Here is a 15,288-nt window from a genome sequence, read left to right on the forward strand (position 1 = left end):
CCCCCCTCGCCGCGGCCCTCGTGGTCGCCGCCGGCATCGCCCACAGCACCCCCGTGACGTGCGTCGAGGAACGCGAGCTCGTCCCCAGCTGACGCTTCGGCAGATGTCGGACGTCGGACGTACCGTGAGCGGTGACCGTCGCCACACACGGGGGGTGCCATGGCTCTGCTCGGCCGGATCGCGTCGGCCGGCACTGTCGTGCGCGAGGCGGCCGGGCTGGCCACCGCCACCGCCGCGCTGACGGCCGTCCCGGTGGCGGTCGGCGCCGGGCTGCTGGGCGGAGCGGCCGGGCTCACCCGCGACGTCGCCCGCGCCGGGATCAGCGGCTCGGTCGAGCTCACCCGCCGCGCCGTCGTCCACGGCACCCGTGCGGTCGGCACGGTCGTCACCGGCTCCGATCCCCTGCCCGGCGGTCACCTGCGCGACCTGGTCGGCACCGCCCGGGGCATGCTCGAACCGCCCGAGGCCCGCCACACGAGACGGGTCTGGGGCGACCGCGACCGCATCCAGATTGAGGTGGAGGCCCCCGCCGACGAGGAGCCGGCCGAGGCCCGCCGCAGCCTGCGCCGGCACCTGGAGCGCCTCGAGGGCGTCGAGTGGGCGACGGTCAACGACGTCCTCGGCCGGGTGCTGGTCGCCGTCGACACCCGCCGGGTCGGCGTCGACGACGTCATCGGCGTCGTCACCGAGGTCGAGCAGGCCCGCGGCGGCACCCACGTCTTCCCCCAGCGCCCCGACCACCCGGCCGATCTCGAGCCGCTGCTGGCCGCCACCGTCTCCGCCGCCATCGACACCGCCGCGCTCGGCGTGGCCACGGCAGCCAAGTACCTGCCCGTCCCCGGCCTCAGCCGGCACGCCACGCTCGTCATGGCGGTGCTGGACAGCCAGCAGTGGCTGAAGCGCGCCCTCGGCAGCCGTGTCGGCCCGGTGGGCACCGACCTGGCCTTCGAGGCCACCAGCGCGCTGCTGTACTCCCTCACCCAGAGCCCGACCGTGCCGGCGCTCAACGCCGCCGCCGCGATCCAGCGGGCGCTGGAGGTGCGCGCCCGCCGCCAGGTGTGGCGCCGCCGGGAACGCGAGCTCTGCCTGCCCGAACCGGACGACGCCGACGAGCCCGAGCCGCCACCCGGCCCGCGGCCGCAGCCGCTCCCGAACGGTCCCGTCGAGACCTACCTCGACCGGCTCGGCCCCACCGAGTTCGCCGCGGCGCTGGCCCTGCTGCCGCTCACCCGCAGCCCCGGCCGCTCCGCCGACCTGTTCAAGGCGCTCAACCACAGGGCCGCCGTCCAGGGCCGGGAGTCCTTCGCCGCCTGGCTCGACCTGCTGCTCGCTCGGCGCGGCGTGCTGCCGATGGACGGCTCGGCCTACCGCCGGCTCGACCGCATCGACACCGTCGTCGTCGACGCCGGCGCGCTGGCCACCGGCCCGCCGGGGGTCGTGGAGGCCACCGGCCAGGCCGACGGGTGGGACGACGCCGCGGTCTGGACCGCCGCCACCCGCCTGCTCGGAGGCAGCGGCGGCGACGGCGACCGCACCGACGACGGCCACCGCACCGACGACGGCGGCACGGAGGACGGCGGCAAGCTCCGGCTCGGCCCGCCGCGTACCTCGGCCGACTCCCCGGGCGGCGAGGTCCGCTCGCTGCTCCAGGGCCGCCGGCGGATGGGCACGGTGGTCGTCGCCCCCGGGCTCGACCCGCACGCCGAGGCCCTGCTGACCGCCACCGTCGAGGCCGGCTGCCGGCTGGTCCTCACCCCGCACGTGAGCACCGGTGAGCTGGCCGGCGCGTCCGAGGAGGTCCCACCCGCGGACGAGGCCCTGGTCGACACGGTCCGGCGGCTGCAGTCCGACGGCGCCGGCGTACTGTTGGTCTCGGCCACCGACGGGCCCGCACTGCTGGCCGCCGACGTCGCCGTCGCCCCGGTGCTGGAGGGCCGCTCCCCTGCCTGGGGCGCCGACCTGGTCACCGCACCCGGCCTGGCCGACGCCTGCCGCATCGTCGCCGCGACCGCCGACGCCAAGCGGATCAGCTCGCAGGCGGTGCGCACCGCCGTGACCGGCAACGTCCTCGGCGGGCTACTCGCCGCCGTCGGCAGCCCGCGCGTGGGCCAGCGCCGGGCTACCACCCCGGGCAAGTGGGCCACCGTCAGCACGATGGCAGTGGGCGCCGGAACCGCAGTCCGGGTCGCCCGCCGCCCCGTACCGGCACCCACCGTGCACACGCCCTGGCACGCACTGGACCCCGACGAGGTGCTGCGCCGGCTGGCCGACGTCCCGGCCGAGCCGGAGGAGCGCCGGAAGCCGAAGGCAGTGAGCACCCCGGCCCGCTTCACCCGCACCGTCGCCGCCGAGCTCGCCGATCCGCTCACGCCGATCCTGGCCACCGGAGCCGCGGCGACCGCGGTCCTCGGCGAGTTCACCGACGCGGTGCTGGTCGGCGGCGTCACCGTGGTCAACGCCCTCGTCAGCGGGCTGCAGCGGCTCCGGGCGGAGACCGCCCTGGAGGAACTGCTGCTGGAACAGGACCGCACGGCCCGGCGAGAGGTCCAGGACGGGGAACGGACGGAGGAGATCCCGGCGACGGAACTGCGCGTGGGCGACGTCGTCCACGTCGGGGCCGGCGACCTCGTCGCCGCCGACGCCCGACTGCTCGAGGCCGAGGACCTGGAGGTCGACGAGTCCGGCCTCACCGGCGAGTCCCTGTCGGTAGGCAAGTCGGTCGACGCGACGCCGGGAGCCGTGGTCGCCGACCGCACCTGCATGCTGTTCGACGGCACCACGGTGGTCGCCGGCACCGGGCGCGCCGTCGTCGTCGCCGTCGGGCAGGCCACCCAGGCCGGGCGTGCCACCCGCGCCGCCGGGGGCGCCGCTCCCCCGGCCGGCGTGCAGTCGCGGCTGGCCGAGCTGACCAGCGCTGTCCTCCCGCTCACCCTGGCCGGCGGTGGCGCGGTCACGCTGCTGGGCGTGCTGTGGGGCCGGCCGCTGCGCGAGGCGGTCGCCGCCGGGGTGGCGATCGCCGTCGCCGCGGTGCCCGAGGGCCTGCCGCTGGTCGCCACCGTCGCCCAGCAGGCGGCCGCCCGACGGCTCTCGGGGCGGGGCGCGGTGGTGCGCAGCGCGCGGGTGCTCGAGGCGCTCGGCCGGGTCGACACCGTCTGCTTCGACAAGACCGGCACGCTCACCGAGAACCGGCTGCGGGTCGCCCGCCTGGTGCCACTCGACGACGGCACCGAGGACGACCTGCTCCGGCTCACCGCCGCCGGCATGGGCGACGACGACGGCGAGGCGCACGAGACCGACCGCGCCGTCCTCGATGCCGCCGGCGACGCCCACGACGGTCCGCCCGACGCGAGCCTGCCCTTCGCCGCGGGGCGCGGGTTCTCCGCCGGCGTGCGGAACGGCCGGCTCGTCATCAAGGGTGCCCCCGAGACCGTGCGGCGCCGCTGCACCGACGCCCCGGACCTGCGCGAGCACATCCAGCAGCTGGCCGCCGACGGGCTCCGGGTGCTCGCTGTCGCCGACCGCGCGGTCGACGGCGTCCCCGACGACCTCGACGAGGCCGCCACCGAGCTGACGCTGCGCGGCCTGGTCGGACTGGCCGACACCCTGCGGGAGTCGTCGGTGCGCGCCGTCGAGCAGCTGCGCGCCGCCGGCGTCCGGGTGGTCGTCGCCACCGGCGACCACCCGGAGACCGCCGGCGCCATCGCGGCGCAGGCCGGCGTCCCCGACGCCGACCGGGTGATCACCGGCAAGCAGCTGGCCCGGGCCTCGGAGAGCGAGCGCGCCCGCCTCGTCGCCGACCACGCCGTCTTCGCCCGCCTCAGCCCGGAGCAGAAGGTGCTGCTGGTCGGTGCGCTGCGCCGGGCCGGAGCGACCCTGGCGATGACCGGCGACGGCGTGAACGACGCCGCGGCGATCCGCCTGGCCGACGTCGGCGTCGGCGTCGAAGGCGCCGAGTCACCGGCCGCGCGCACCGCCGCCGACCTCGTGCTCACCGACTCCGACCTCACCCGGCTGGTCGACGCGATCGCCGAGGGGCGGGCCATGTGGTCCCGCGTCCGCGATGCGGTGTCGATCCTGGTCGGTGGCAACGCCGGCGAGGTCGCATTCACCGTGCTCGGTACCGCCGTCGGCGGACGGGCGCCGGTGGGCACCCGGCAACTGCTCCTGGTCAACCTGCTCACCGACATGTTCCCCGCACTCGCCGTCGCGGTCGCCGCACCGCGGTCGGCCAACGGCAATGGTCACGACGACGGCCCGCTCGCCGGGCACCCGCTCGCGGCCGTCCTGCTCGCCGGCCCGCACTCCGGCTTCACCCGCGAGGTCCGACGCATGGTCGGCGTCCGCGGCGCCGCCACGGCGAGCGGCGCGACCGCCGCCTGGGTCGCCGGCCGCGTCACCGGACCGCTGTTCCGGGGCCGCGCGAGCACCATGGGCCTGGCCGCGCTGATCTCGACCCAGCTGGTGCAGACGGCGTGGTCCGGCCGGCACAGCCCGCTGGTGCTGGCCACCGTCGCCGGCTCGTTCGCCGTCCTGCTCGGCATCGTGCAGACGCCGGGCCTCAGCTGGTTCTTCGGCTGCACGCCCCTGGACCCGGTCTCCTGGGCGGTCGTCCTGGCCTGCGCCGTCGCCGGGGCCGCCGGCGCCGAGGTGGTCCCGGGCCTGATCGCCCGGTGGCCGTCGGCGGCACCCGCCGCCTGATCGGCGGAGATTCGTCTCCGGAACAGCTCCGCAGCGAGGCCGACGTGGGATCGTTGACCCCAGCCGACCGCCGGCGGCACGACACCGATCCGCCAGCCGGCCGGCCGACGCGCTCCCACAGGGAGCGCTGAGGGCCCGCGGGTGCTCGTACACGCACCAACCGAACGAACGGGAACTCATGGCTCTGATCGTCTGTCCCAACTGCTCCAGCGAGGACATCACCGGCACCAAGCAGGCCGACAGCCAGCTGCTCATCCACTGCGCCGACTGCGGCCACGAGTGGCTGCGCGGCGAGGCCCGCCGCGATCCGGGCCGCCCGGCGGTGCAGACGATCGACTCCCTGCACGCCGCCTTCCCGACCGCCGCGGACGTCCGCCCCGACGTCCGCGAGCGGGTCGCGCTGCTCACGGCGGAGTTCCAGCTCGAGCGGCCCGAGCCCGACCCCGAGGTCGCCGCCTTCCGCAAGCGCTACCAGGAGCTCTTCACGAAGGACGGGCTCGCCGACGCGACTCCGGAGCAGCTGCTGCACTTCGCCACCTCCGACACCCTCGCCAGCGCCGGCAACATGTCCGGTGTCAACCGCGCGTGGAAGACCCAGGGCGCCGACGCCGCGGCGCACAAGGTCCGCGAGTCGATCGACTTCCTGCTGCACGGGCCGGCCAGCCTGCGCCTGGAGGACCGGCTCACCCAGCTCGTCGACGGCAAGAAGATCGGGCTGCCCTCGTTCAACAAGGAGCCGCTGCTCACCAAGGTGCTGTGCGTCGCGGAGCCCGACCGGTTCCTCCCCGTGCTCCGCTACACGGCCCCGACCGACGGCAAGAAGGAGATCGTCAAGCTGGTCTTCGACCTCGACCTGCCGGCGGCCGAGAAGGTCGCCTGGACGATCGGGCGCCTCGCGATCTGGAGCAACGACCTGCTGCGCTCGCTGGTCGGCAACGACATCCCGGACCTGCACCAGGCGGTCGCCTTCCTCGCCTGGGCCAAGACCCGGCCCGCACTCCCCCGCAGCTGACCGCCGCGGGCCCTGCGGACGGCGCGGGACCCGCACGGCGTGGCCGGGGCGGACGCGATGCGGCTGAACCGTTCCCGGCCACCCCGGACGGGGGACACGGCATCAACATTGCGCACAATCCGGTCGATGTCGTTCCCATGACGTGGTCCGGCGTGCCCGAGGTGGCGACACCGCGGCTCATGACCCAGACCCTGGCGGTGCTGTTCCTGCTCGGAGGCACCGCGGGCCTGCTCGCCACGCTCGGCGCCGAGTCCCAGGGGTACGCCCGGGAAGCGCTGAGCGTCCTGGCCACCAGCGTGCTCGTCGCCGCGGCCGTCACCGTGCGGTGGGGGACGCGCTGGCCCCGGCAGGTATTCCACGTCGCGGTCTTCGCCGCCTCGGCCGTCATCGTCACCGCCGTCGTCCTCAGCCCGGATGCCGCGACGGCGGTGATGATCGGTTCCCTGGTCAGCCTGGTCGCGATCAACGCCTGTTTCTTCCTCAGCCTCGCGCTCATGGTCGTCCACCTGGTCGTGGGCACCGGAGCGGTGACGACGGCCCTGATGCTCCGCGACGACGTCGCGGTGCTGACCGCGCTCGCGCTCGTCGCGGCGGTCACCGGACTGAGCACGGTGACCCGCGGGCTGGTCGCGCGCGCCTCCAGCGCCAGCCGCGACCCGCTCACCGGCCTGGCCAACCGCCGCGGCTTCGACGCGGCACTGGGCGAGCTGATGGCGACGTCGGCCCGCACCGGCGAACCGCTCTCCGCGGCCCTGCTCGACCTCGATCACTTCAAGGCCATCAACGACACCGACGGCCACGACGCCGGGGACCGCGTGCTGCGGCGGGTGGCCGAGGTGTGGCGGACGGTGCTGCCGACGACGGCGGTGCTGGCCCGGCACGGCGGTGACGAGTTCGCCCTGCTGCTCCCCGGCCTGTCCGGACCGGCGGCGCTGGAGCTCGTGTGCCGCATCCGCGCATCGCACCCGGAGATCGGCATGTCCTGCGGGGTGGCCGAGCACCGGGCGGACGACAGCGCCGCCCAGCTGATGCGCCGCGCGGACCTGGCGCTCTACACCGTCAAGGCCGCCGGCCGGGGCGGGTGCCGGCTCGACGACGGCCCGGCCTCCGACCTGGTCACCGACCTCGCCGCCGCGCTGGACTCCGGCGCGGTGACGGTGCACTTCCAGCCGATCGTCGACATGGGCGCTGACACGGTCGTCGGCGTGGAGGCGCTGGCCCGCTGGACGCACCCCGAGCGCGGTCCGGTGCCGCCCGCGGAGTTCGTCGCCGTCGCCGAGCAGCACGGGCTGATGACCCGCCTGGGCGAGCAGGTATTCCGGTCCGCCTGCATGCAGCTGGCCGCGCTGCACGCCACCACCGGACGGCGGCTCCGCCTGGGCGTCAACGTGTCCGGCCGGGAGCTCTCCGACCCCAGCTACCCGCGGCGCATCCGCGCGGTGCTCACCGAGACCGGCTGGTCGGCGGCCGAGACCGTGCTCGAGGTGACCGAGAGCCTCGTGGAGGCCGAGTCCTCCACGGCGGTGGCCGCACTGCACGAGCTGCGGGCCATGGGCTTCGGCGTCGCCATCGACGACTTCGGCACCGGCTACTCCTCGCTGAGCCGGCTGGACACCCTGCCCGTCGGCATCCTCAAGCTCGACGCGTCCTTCATCGGGACGATCACCACCTCACCGCGCCGGGCGACGATGTTGCGCAGCATCGTCGGCATGGCCCACGCACTGGGCCTGGACGTCGTCGCCGAGGGCGTCGAGACGGCGGAGCAGGACGCCCAGCTGCGCGCGATCGGCTGCAGCTTCGGCCAGGGCTGGCTCTACGGCCGGCCCGCACCGCTGGCCGACGTCGTCGCGCAGCTGGACCACGCCGACCGCACCGCCCTCCCCGCCTGAGTCACCCGCCCGGGCGCACCAGGCCGGTCTCGTAGGCGAGCACCACGGCCTGGGCCCGGTCGCGCAGGCCGAGCTTGGCGAAGACGCGACTGACGTGCGTCTTCGCCGTCTGCTCGACGACGAACAGCGCGTCGGCGATCTCCCGGTTCGACAGGCCCCGGCCCACCAGCGTCAGCACCTCGGTCTCCCGAGGCGTGAGCGCCTCCAGCGGCGCCGGCCGCCGGTCGTCGACCGGCGCGGGTCCCGTCGCCAGGTAGTGCGCGATCAGCCGCCGGGTCACCTCCGGCGCCAGCAGCGACTCCCCCGCCGCCACCACCCGCACGGCGTGCAGCAGCTCCGCAGCCGGCGCGTGCTTGAGCAGGAAGCCGCTGGCACCTGCGCGCAGGGCCGCGAAGACGTGGTCGTCGAGGTCGAACGTGGTCAGCATCAGCACCCGCGGTGCCGGGTCCAGCGCACCCCCGAGGAGGGCGCGGGTCGCCTCGATGCCGTCCAGCCGCGGCATGCGCACGTCCATCAGCACGACGTCGGGCCCGCGCCCCTCGGCCGTCAGCGCCGCGGCCATCTCCACGCCGGCCCGTCCGTCGCCGGCCGTGCCGAGCACCTCGATGTCCGGCTGCGCGGTCAGCAGCGCGGCGAACCCCTCCCGCACCATCGACTGGTCGTCGACGACGAGCACGCCGATCACCGGTCGCTCCCCACGGTCAGCGGCAGCTCGGCGAGGAGGCGGAAGCCGCCGTCGGCCAGGGGCCCTGCCTCGACGGTGCCGCCGTGCACGGCCGCGCGCTCGCGCATGCCGGGCAGACCGGATCCGCCGCCCGAGGCGGCCGGCGTCACCGTCCCGGGGCCGTTGACCACCTCGATCCGCAGGGTGTCGCCCTCCCCTCCGACCTGCACCCGGACGGGGGCGCCCGGTGCGTGCTGGGCGGCGTTCGCCAGGCCCTGCTGCAGGATCCGGAAGGCCGACAGGCCCAGCGCCGCGGGCGCCTCCGGCAGGTCCAGCTCCCACCGGATCTCGGCGCCGGCAGCCGACGCCGCGCGCAGCAGGTCCTCGATGTCCCCCAGCCCCGGCTGGGGGGTGCGCTCGGCGCCGTCGTCGGAACGGAGCACACCCAGCAGGTTCTGCATCTCCGCCAACGACTGCCGGGCCGACGTCGCCACCTCCGCGAACTCGGTCCGCACCGACGGCGGCACGTCCCCGAGCCGGTAGGGCGCGGTCTCCGCCCGGACCGCGATCAACGACATGTGGTGCGCGACGACGTCGTGCATCTCCCGGGCGATGCGCGCCCGCTCCGCCAGCGCGCCCTGCCGTGCCAGCGCCTCCTCGGCGCGCTCCTGCTCCCCGAGCAGCGCCGCCCGGGCCCGCTGCCGGGCCCCCAGCGCCGCACCGAGCACCAGAGGCACGGCGAGGCCCACCAGCGCCGTCGGCCACGACCCGGGCTCGACCGCCCCGGGGTCGACGATCCCGCACAGGATCAGTGCTCCCAGCGAGATCAGGGCGACCCCGAGGAGCGCCCGACCGCGCGCGGCCCACGCAGCGAGCAGGAGGACCGGCAGCCAGAAGAGCCAGTTCCAGACCTCCATCACCGGCAGCCGCTCGGGCGACGTCGGGATCAGCCACCGTAGGACGACGAGCCAGCAGGTGACGGCCAGCCAGCCGTCGAGCGGACGACGCGGCGCGACGGCGAGTCCGAGGACCGCCGGCAACAGGTAGAGGAAGGCCAGCCCGCCGAGCAGCCCCCCGCGCTCGTTGAGCACCGCGGTCGCGGTAGCGATCGCCACGACCAGCCCGTACAGGCCGAACAGCACCGGAACGACCACTCGGGCCTGCGAGATCTGCGACCACGGCGCGGACCACGCCGCCGGCTGGGGCCGGACGGCCGCGAGCACCGCCGACCACGCGCCGGAGGCGGCGCGCCGGGACATGCGGCGCAGGGGAATCGGGCTCATCGCGCAGCGAGCGTAGCCAGGCCGCACGGCGCCGCGCGTCACTCGCAGAGGGCATCTCCGCCCCCTACCGGAGTAGCACTCCACGCCCGGGACCGACCGCGGTAGTGCGCGAAGACGGTTCCGGAGCGTGACGACGGCGCTCAGTCGCGCGGCTTCGATGGGACAGCATGCGCATCCCGCTGTTCGCCCTCCTCGTCGGCCTGTTGTCGCTGGTCGGAAGCCTTTCGCTGATCGCCCAGTCCCGGGCCTCCGCACCGGCTTCCGCGGTCGGGCTCGACGTCCGCTGCGCCACCGAGCTGTCCGCGCGCCTCACCGTCGGTGAGGACGACGCGGTGCACGTGCTCGGCTGCGACCCGGCCGGGCGCGGGCGTGCGGTGGTGGCGATCGGCGACCCGGCCACGGCCGACTCCGTCGCGGTCCTGGTGCCCGGCGCCGACATCGACCTGGCCACCCTGCACGACCCCACCCATCCGCTGCGCCGGCCGTGGACATGGGCGCGCTCCCTGGCCACGGCTGCAGGGCCGCGCACCGCGGTCGTCCTGTGGGTCGGCTACGAGACACCGCCGGGGGCGGGCGCCGGCGCGGCGACCGGCCATCTCGCGCGAGCGGCCGCGCCGGCCCTCGCCGATGCCGTCGCAGGGCTCCGCCACCGCCCGGGCGCCGCGCCGCACCTCACGGTGATCGGGCACAGCTACGGCGCCGTCGTCGTCACACTGGCCGCGTCGGAGTTGGCTGCCGACGACCTCGTGCTGCTGGGCAGCCCCGGCGCCCGGGCGGACGACGTCGCCGACCTGGACACCTCTGCGCGGGTGTTCGCGGCGCGGGGTGCGAACGACTGGATCCGGTTCGTGCCGCACGTGTCGATCGGGGACGTCGGGCACGGCGCCGACCCGGCGGCGCCCTCCTTCGGCGCGCGGTCACTGCCGGCCAGCGGGGTCCGGGCGCACGACGACTACTTTCGCCCCGGCTCGACGATGCTTGCCGCGATCGCCGGCGTGGTCACCGGCGCCCCCCGCGGAGCAGCGGCGTGAGGCGGCACCCGGGCGCGGCGGTCGTGGCCGTGTCGGCCGCCGTCGTCTGCATGGTCACCCCGTGGCTGGTCGAGCCCCCGCTGTGGCTGCGGCTGCTCGCCGGAGTGCTGACCGCCGTCACGTGGTGGTGCGCGGCCCGCGCGGTCACCGCCGTCGTCGGCGGGGTGCGGAAGGTGGTGCGGGGGGAGGCCGGGCCGGCCGGCCTGGCCGTGGGCATGACGGCGGTGCTCGTGCTGGCCGGGTGCGGGGGGACGCCGGTGCAGGACCCGGTCACGGCATCCGGGTGGCAGCCGGTCGCCGGCTCGGGACCGGACCTGCCCGCAGGGATGCCGGTCCGGGTGCAGATCGGTCTGGCGGACGCCGCCACCGACGAGGCACGGGCCCGGCGCGCCGTCGAGGAGCTGGTCCACACCGGTGGGCTGACCCGCTCGACGGTGCTGGTCGCCGTGCCGACCGGCTCGGGCTGGGTCGACGAGGACGGGATCGCCGCGTTGGAGGCGCTGACCGGTGGAGACGTGGCGACGGTGACCGTGCAGTACGCGGAGCAGCCGAGCTGGCTGGAGTACCTGCGCGGCACCGACCGGGCGGCGCGCTCGGCGTCGACCCTCCTGGCGGCCGTGCGGGCCCAGCTGGCGGCGCTGCCGACCGCCGAGCGGCCACAGCTGCTGATCTTCGGCGAGAGCCTGGGGGCGACGGCGGCGGCCGCGGCGGTGACCGAGATCGGCGGCACCGACGGCTGCCTGCTGGCCGGGCGCCCCGGATCGGCCGGCGCGGCGCCGGTCGCCGGGTGCACCGACGTCCGCAACGACGACGACCCCGTCGTCCACTGGCGACCCGGGCTGATGGTGACGCCACGGAGCGGCCTGCCCTGGCTGCCCGTGGTGACGTTCTGGCAGATGACCGGTGGTCTCGTCACCTCCCTCGACCATCCGGCAGGCGCCGGGCACCGCTACGGCGCCAGCCTCGCCGACGACTGGGCCCGGCTGGTGGAGCGCTGACCTCGCACCGTCGGGTGCGGGGCCGCGTGCGGTCAGACCGGAACGCTCCCGGGGGCGAGCTCGGCGATCAGCTCGGCCACCGGGCGCGGGCGGCCGTACAGGTATCCCTGCGCCAGCGGGCAACCCAGCTCTGTCAGCGTCCGCGCCTGCGCCGGCGTCTCCACACCCTCGGCGATCATCACCAGGTCCAGCGCGTCGGCCAGCGCCATGACGCTGCGCAGCAGCCGCGCCCGCCGGTTCGACGTCGTGATCGAGGCGACGAACGAGTTGTCCAGCTTCAGGTAGTCGGTCGGCAGGGTGTCCAGCCGCGCCAGCGCCGAGTAGCCGGTACCGAAGTCGTCGATCGCCACCTGCAGCCCGTGCTCGCGCAGCACCGACAGCGCCCGCACCGAGCGGGTCGACTCCGCCTCCACGAGGCTCTCGGTCACCTCCACCACGGTCCGCTCGGCCGGCCAGCCGGTCGCCTGCAGCGTCGCCAGCACGCGGTCGGGGAAGCCGGGGTCGTCCAACTCGAGCCCCGACACGTTGACGGTGAGGAAGAGGTCGCGCCCCAGCGCCTTGGACAGCACCCGCGCGTCCCGGCAGGCCGCCGTCCACACGAAGGCGCCGAGCGCCCCGATCAGGCCCTCCTGCTCGGCCACCGGCACGAACTGGTCGGGCGGCACGTTGCCGCGCTCGGGATGCGTCCAGCGCACCAGCGCCTCCACCCCCGCGATCTCGCCGTCGGCCGGCGTCACGATCGGCTGCAGGTGCACCGACAGCCCACCGGTGGGTCCGGCCGCGAGCTCCGCAGCCAGGTCGCGCGCCATCGGGCTCTGCCCTCCGGCGTCCAGCTCGCTGCGGCCACGGCCCAGCGACTTCACCCGGTACAGCGCGGCGTCGGCCCGGCGCATCAGGTCGGCCGGCGAGTCACTCAGCTCGAACTCGGCGACACCCACCGACGTCCCGATGCCCGGCAGCGCCGACCGCAGCTCCTCGGCGCACACCAGCGCCGCGTCGCCCCCGCAGTCGGGCAGCAGCAGCGAGAACTCGTCGCCACCGTGCCGCGCCAGCACGGCACCGCGCGGCAGCAGCGGCACCCAGGCCTCGGCCACCGCGCGCAGCATCTCGTCGCCGGCCGCGTGGCCCTTCGAGTCGTTGACCGCCTTGAAGTAGTCCAGGTCGAACAGCGCGACCGACAGCGGCTCTCCCGTCCGCAGCGCCGTCCGCACCGCGTCGTCCAGCGCCTCGTCGAACCCGCGCCGGTTGACCAGCCCCGTGAGCGAGTCCCGGTCGGCGCTGGCCGCGCGCTGCGCCAGCACCCCGATGGCGCCGGCCGAGCCGAGCACCAGCACGCCGAGGACGACGGCGGGACCGGCGGCCACGTCGCCCCGCATCACGACGACGACCGCGCCGATCACCAGCAGCTCGCCGAGGAAGCCCATCGCCCACAGCAGCGGGAAGAACAGGAAGGCGTCCATCGACGCGAACGCCATGAGCGCGAGCACCGCGACGGCGCCCTCCACCGTGGGCGAGGAGTACGCGAAGACGCCGATGCCGACCGCGCCGATGACCAGCAGTACCTGGTAGAAGACCTTGGGCACCCGGTGGCCCCAGCGCATGACGGCCAGGCCGAGCAGGGTCGTCGAGGGCGCGACGCCGATGACGAACGGGTGCATCGCGCTCAGCCCGCCCGGCGAGCCCAGGACCAGCGACATCGCGGCGAGGCCGCCCATCGTGGTCAGCAGACCGGCGGTGCGCGCGACCACCCGGGGCGTGGCGACGTCAGGCGCCATCCCGCTGATCCGCATGCCGTCCTATCGGATGGGCGCCATCGGAACTGAAGCGGCCGCTCGGTCGGTGCGGCCCCCACCTCCCCCGATCGGGGGCCTCCCCGAGGGTCACCGGGGACCTAGGGCCGTGGACAGCCGGGGGCTGCGGACGAGCATGGAGGTGCGGCGACGCCGCAGGGGCGCCGCTCTGTCCCGGAAGGGGGGCCATGTACGCCCGTTCCACCACGCTCACCGCCGACCGCGAGCGCATGGACGACGGCATCGCCGAGGTCCGCGACACCGTGATGCCCGCCGTCCTCGACATGGACGGCTGCACGGGCCTGTCGATGCTCTGCGACCGCGACTCCGGCCGGTGCATCGTCACGACCGCCTGGGAGACCGAGGAGGCCATGGCCAGGACCCGCGACCGGGTCGCCATGCTGCGGGACGACACCGCGATGCAGTTCGGCTCCACCTCGCCCCAGGTGCAGGAGTGGGAGATCGCCGTCCTGCACCGGCTGCACTCCGCCGGCGACGACGCCTGCGCCCGCGTCACCTGGAGCCGCACCGATCCCGACCGGGCCGAGCAGATGATCGATGCCTTCCGCACCACGATCGTCCCGCGCATGGACGACGTCCCCGGCTTCTGCAGCCTCAGCATGATGATCGACCGGCACTCCGGCCTCGGGTCGCTCACCACGGTCTACGACGACCGCTCCGCCATGGAGGCGTCCGGGGACGACATGCGGCGGATGCGCGAGGAGTTCACCCGGCAGATGCGGATGGAACTGGTCGACGTCCAGAGCTACGACGTCGTCCTGCACCACCTGCGCGTGCCCGAGCTGGTCTGACGACCCGCCACCCGGGCGCGCTCAGACGCCGAGGTGCCCGAGCGCCTGCAGCAGCAGCGTGCTCTGCCCGTTGGCCATCTCGGCGAGCACGCCCGGGTCCCGCGCCTCGTCGGGCGTGACCCAGGTCAGCTCCAGCGCGTCCTGCTGCGGCGCGCAGTCCCCCTCCACGGGCACGACGTAGGCCAGCGAGACCGCGTGCTGACGCGGGTCGTGGAACGGCGTGACCCCCGGGGTCGGGAAGTACTCGGCCACGGTGAACGGCTGCGGCGCCGGCGGCACCCGCGGCAGCGCCAGCGGGCCGAGGTCCTTCTCCACGTGCCGGAGCAGGGCCGCCCGCACCCGCTCGTGGTACAGCACGCGCCCCGAGACCAGGGCCCGCTTGATCTGCCCGTCCTCACCGGCCCGCAGCAGCAGGCCGACGGCCATCACCGTGCCCTGGCCGTCCACCCGCACCGGCACGACGTCGACGTAGAGGATCGGCAGCCGCTCGCGGGCGAGGTCCATGTCCTCACGAGAGAGCCAGCCCGCGTCGGAGTTCGTCACCTCGGTCATGTGCCCTGTCTAGCCCACGCCGCGCCGTCGCACCCCGCGCGGGGCCACCGCGCGTCGCTCCGAGGGGTCAGTTGCCGGCGTAGGCGGAGACGCCGAACGTCTGGTCGCCGTCCTCGTCCTCGTGCACCAGCACGCTGTACGCCGCGCCGTCGACGATGGCCGTGCACGAGCCGTCGGCGCACCGCACGCTCTCCACCTCGCCGCCCTTCTCCTCGACGAAGGCGCTCACCGCCTCCTCGGTGTCGGCGTTCCGCTCGTCCACCGACTCCCGGTAGAAGAACAGCGTGACCAGCGCCGCGACGACGGCGATGACCGCCACCGAGACGCTGATGACGAGGGTGGCGTTGCGCTCGAACCAGCCGGGCTCCGCCTCGGGCTCGCCGGTGGGGAGCTGGAAGCCGGGATCGGTCTGGGCACCGCCGAAGTACGGAGCGCCCGGGTCTCCGTGCGCCGGCTGGGTCGCGGTGGGAGCGGCGCCGGTCGGCCGGCTGTCGTCGGTGCTCATCGGGTGCGGGCCTCACGTCGTCGGTGTCGGAGGGAGCACCTTGTCACGAGACAC

General features: G+C 75.4%; 11 protein-coding genes. 6 read left to right on the forward strand and 5 right to left on the reverse strand.

All coding sequences use genetic code 11. From position 1 onward, the window contains the following. Positions 1–159: 159 nt before the first annotated feature. From ACI793_RS08705 to ACI793_RS08715, 3 genes are all read left to right on the forward strand, one after another. A complete protein-coding gene (locus tag ACI793_RS08705; protein WP_456605977.1) occupies positions 160–4,698 on the forward strand; it encodes an HAD-IC family P-type ATPase in 4,539 nt (1,512 codons plus the stop codon). A 178-nt stretch (positions 4,699–4,876) separates the two neighbouring features. Continuing rightward, entirely contained in the window at positions 4,877–5,710 is an 834-nt protein-coding gene (locus ACI793_RS08710; RefSeq protein WP_456605978.1) for a hypothetical protein, read from the forward strand. A 137-nt stretch (positions 5,711–5,847) separates the two neighbouring features. Beyond that, positions 5,848–7,599 carry a putative bifunctional diguanylate cyclase/phosphodiesterase gene (locus ACI793_RS08715; protein ID WP_456605979.1) on the forward strand — a complete coding sequence of 584 codons (1,752 nt, stop codon included), beginning with the start codon at positions 5,848–5,850 and terminating at the stop codon, positions 7,597–7,599. A gap of 1 nt (position 7,600) precedes the next feature. On the opposite strand, the gene ACI793_RS08720 is transcribed toward ACI793_RS08715, so the two are convergent. Continuing rightward, the gene (locus ACI793_RS08720; RefSeq protein ID WP_456605980.1) at positions 7,601–8,284 is read right to left on the reverse strand and encodes a response regulator; all 684 of its coding nucleotides are present in this window, start codon (positions 8,282–8,284) and stop codon (positions 7,601–7,603) included. Further along, a complete protein-coding gene (locus ACI793_RS08725) occupies positions 8,281–9,546 on the reverse strand; it encodes a sensor histidine kinase (RefSeq protein ID WP_456605981.1) in 1,266 nt (421 codons plus the stop codon). The genes ACI793_RS08720 and ACI793_RS08725 overlap by 4 nt, the downstream gene beginning before the upstream one ends. 167 nt (positions 9,547–9,713) lie before the next feature. Between ACI793_RS08725 and ACI793_RS08730 the strand changes: the two genes are divergently transcribed. Together ACI793_RS08730 and ACI793_RS08735 are read left to right on the forward strand one after the other, a co-directional pair. Continuing rightward, the gene (locus ACI793_RS08730) at positions 9,714–10,577 is read left to right on the forward strand and encodes an alpha/beta hydrolase (RefSeq protein WP_456605982.1); all 864 of its coding nucleotides are present in this window, start codon (positions 9,714–9,716) and stop codon (positions 10,575–10,577) included. Beyond that, a complete protein-coding gene (locus ACI793_RS08735) occupies positions 10,574–11,575 on the forward strand; it encodes an alpha/beta-hydrolase family protein (protein ID WP_456605983.1) in 1,002 nt (333 codons plus the stop codon). The genes ACI793_RS08730 and ACI793_RS08735 overlap by 4 nt, the downstream gene beginning before the upstream one ends. A gap of 32 nt (positions 11,576–11,607) precedes the next feature. Here ACI793_RS08735 and ACI793_RS08740 read toward each other — a convergent pair whose 3' ends face one another. Continuing rightward, positions 11,608–13,350, reverse strand: coding sequence for a putative bifunctional diguanylate cyclase/phosphodiesterase (locus ACI793_RS08740; protein ID WP_456605984.1), 1,743 nt, complete (start codon positions 13,348–13,350; stop codon positions 11,608–11,610). A 203-nt stretch (positions 13,351–13,553) separates the two neighbouring features. On the opposite strand from ACI793_RS08740, the gene ACI793_RS08745 reads away from it, so the two are divergent. Beyond that, positions 13,554–14,177, forward strand: coding sequence for an antibiotic biosynthesis monooxygenase (locus tag ACI793_RS08745; protein WP_456605985.1), 624 nt, complete (start codon positions 13,554–13,556; stop codon positions 14,175–14,177). Between the two features lie 21 nt (positions 14,178–14,198). Here the strand turns inward: ACI793_RS08745 and ACI793_RS08750 are convergent, their stop codons facing one another. Beyond that, positions 14,199–14,729 (reverse strand): NUDIX hydrolase family protein, encoded by a 531-nt coding sequence (locus ACI793_RS08750; RefSeq protein ID WP_456605986.1) that lies wholly within the window; start codon positions 14,727–14,729, stop codon positions 14,199–14,201. A 67-nt stretch (positions 14,730–14,796) separates the two neighbouring features. Beyond that, positions 14,797–15,234 (reverse strand): hypothetical protein, encoded by a 438-nt coding sequence (locus ACI793_RS08755; protein WP_456605987.1) that lies wholly within the window; start codon positions 15,232–15,234, stop codon positions 14,797–14,799. Positions 15,235–15,288: the final 54 nt, after the last annotated feature.

It is taken from the genome of Blastococcus sp. SYSU DS0617, from assembly GCF_054051075.1.

What these genes read in the sequence shown, in the direction of transcription:
- ACI793_RS08755 (WP_456605987.1), bottom strand. Translation starts at nt 15,234, where the DNA reads ATGAGCACCGACGACAGCCGGCCGACCGGCGCCGCTCCCACCGCGACC.
- ACI793_RS08710 (WP_456605978.1), top strand. Translation starts at nt 4,877, where the DNA reads ATGGCTCTGATCGTCTGTCCCAACTGCTCCAGCGAGGACATCACCGGC.
- ACI793_RS08750 (WP_456605986.1), bottom strand. Translation starts at nt 14,729, where the DNA reads ATGACCGAGGTGACGAACTCCGACGCGGGCTGGCTCTCTCGTGAGGAC.
- ACI793_RS08715 (WP_456605979.1), top strand. Translation starts at nt 5,848, where the DNA reads ATGACGTGGTCCGGCGTGCCCGAGGTGGCGACACCGCGGCTCATGACC.
- ACI793_RS08740 (WP_456605984.1), bottom strand. Translation starts at nt 13,350, where the DNA reads ATGGCGCCTGACGTCGCCACGCCCCGGGTGGTCGCGCGCACCGCCGGT.
- ACI793_RS08725 (WP_456605981.1), bottom strand. Translation starts at nt 9,546, where the DNA reads ATGAGCCCGATTCCCCTGCGCCGCATGTCCCGGCGCGCCGCCTCCGGC.
- ACI793_RS08730 (WP_456605982.1), top strand. Translation starts at nt 9,714, where the DNA reads ATGCGCATCCCGCTGTTCGCCCTCCTCGTCGGCCTGTTGTCGCTGGTC.
- ACI793_RS08705 (WP_456605977.1), top strand. Translation starts at nt 160, where the DNA reads ATGGCTCTGCTCGGCCGGATCGCGTCGGCCGGCACTGTCGTGCGCGAG.
- ACI793_RS08745 (WP_456605985.1), top strand. Translation starts at nt 13,554, where the DNA reads ATGTACGCCCGTTCCACCACGCTCACCGCCGACCGCGAGCGCATGGAC.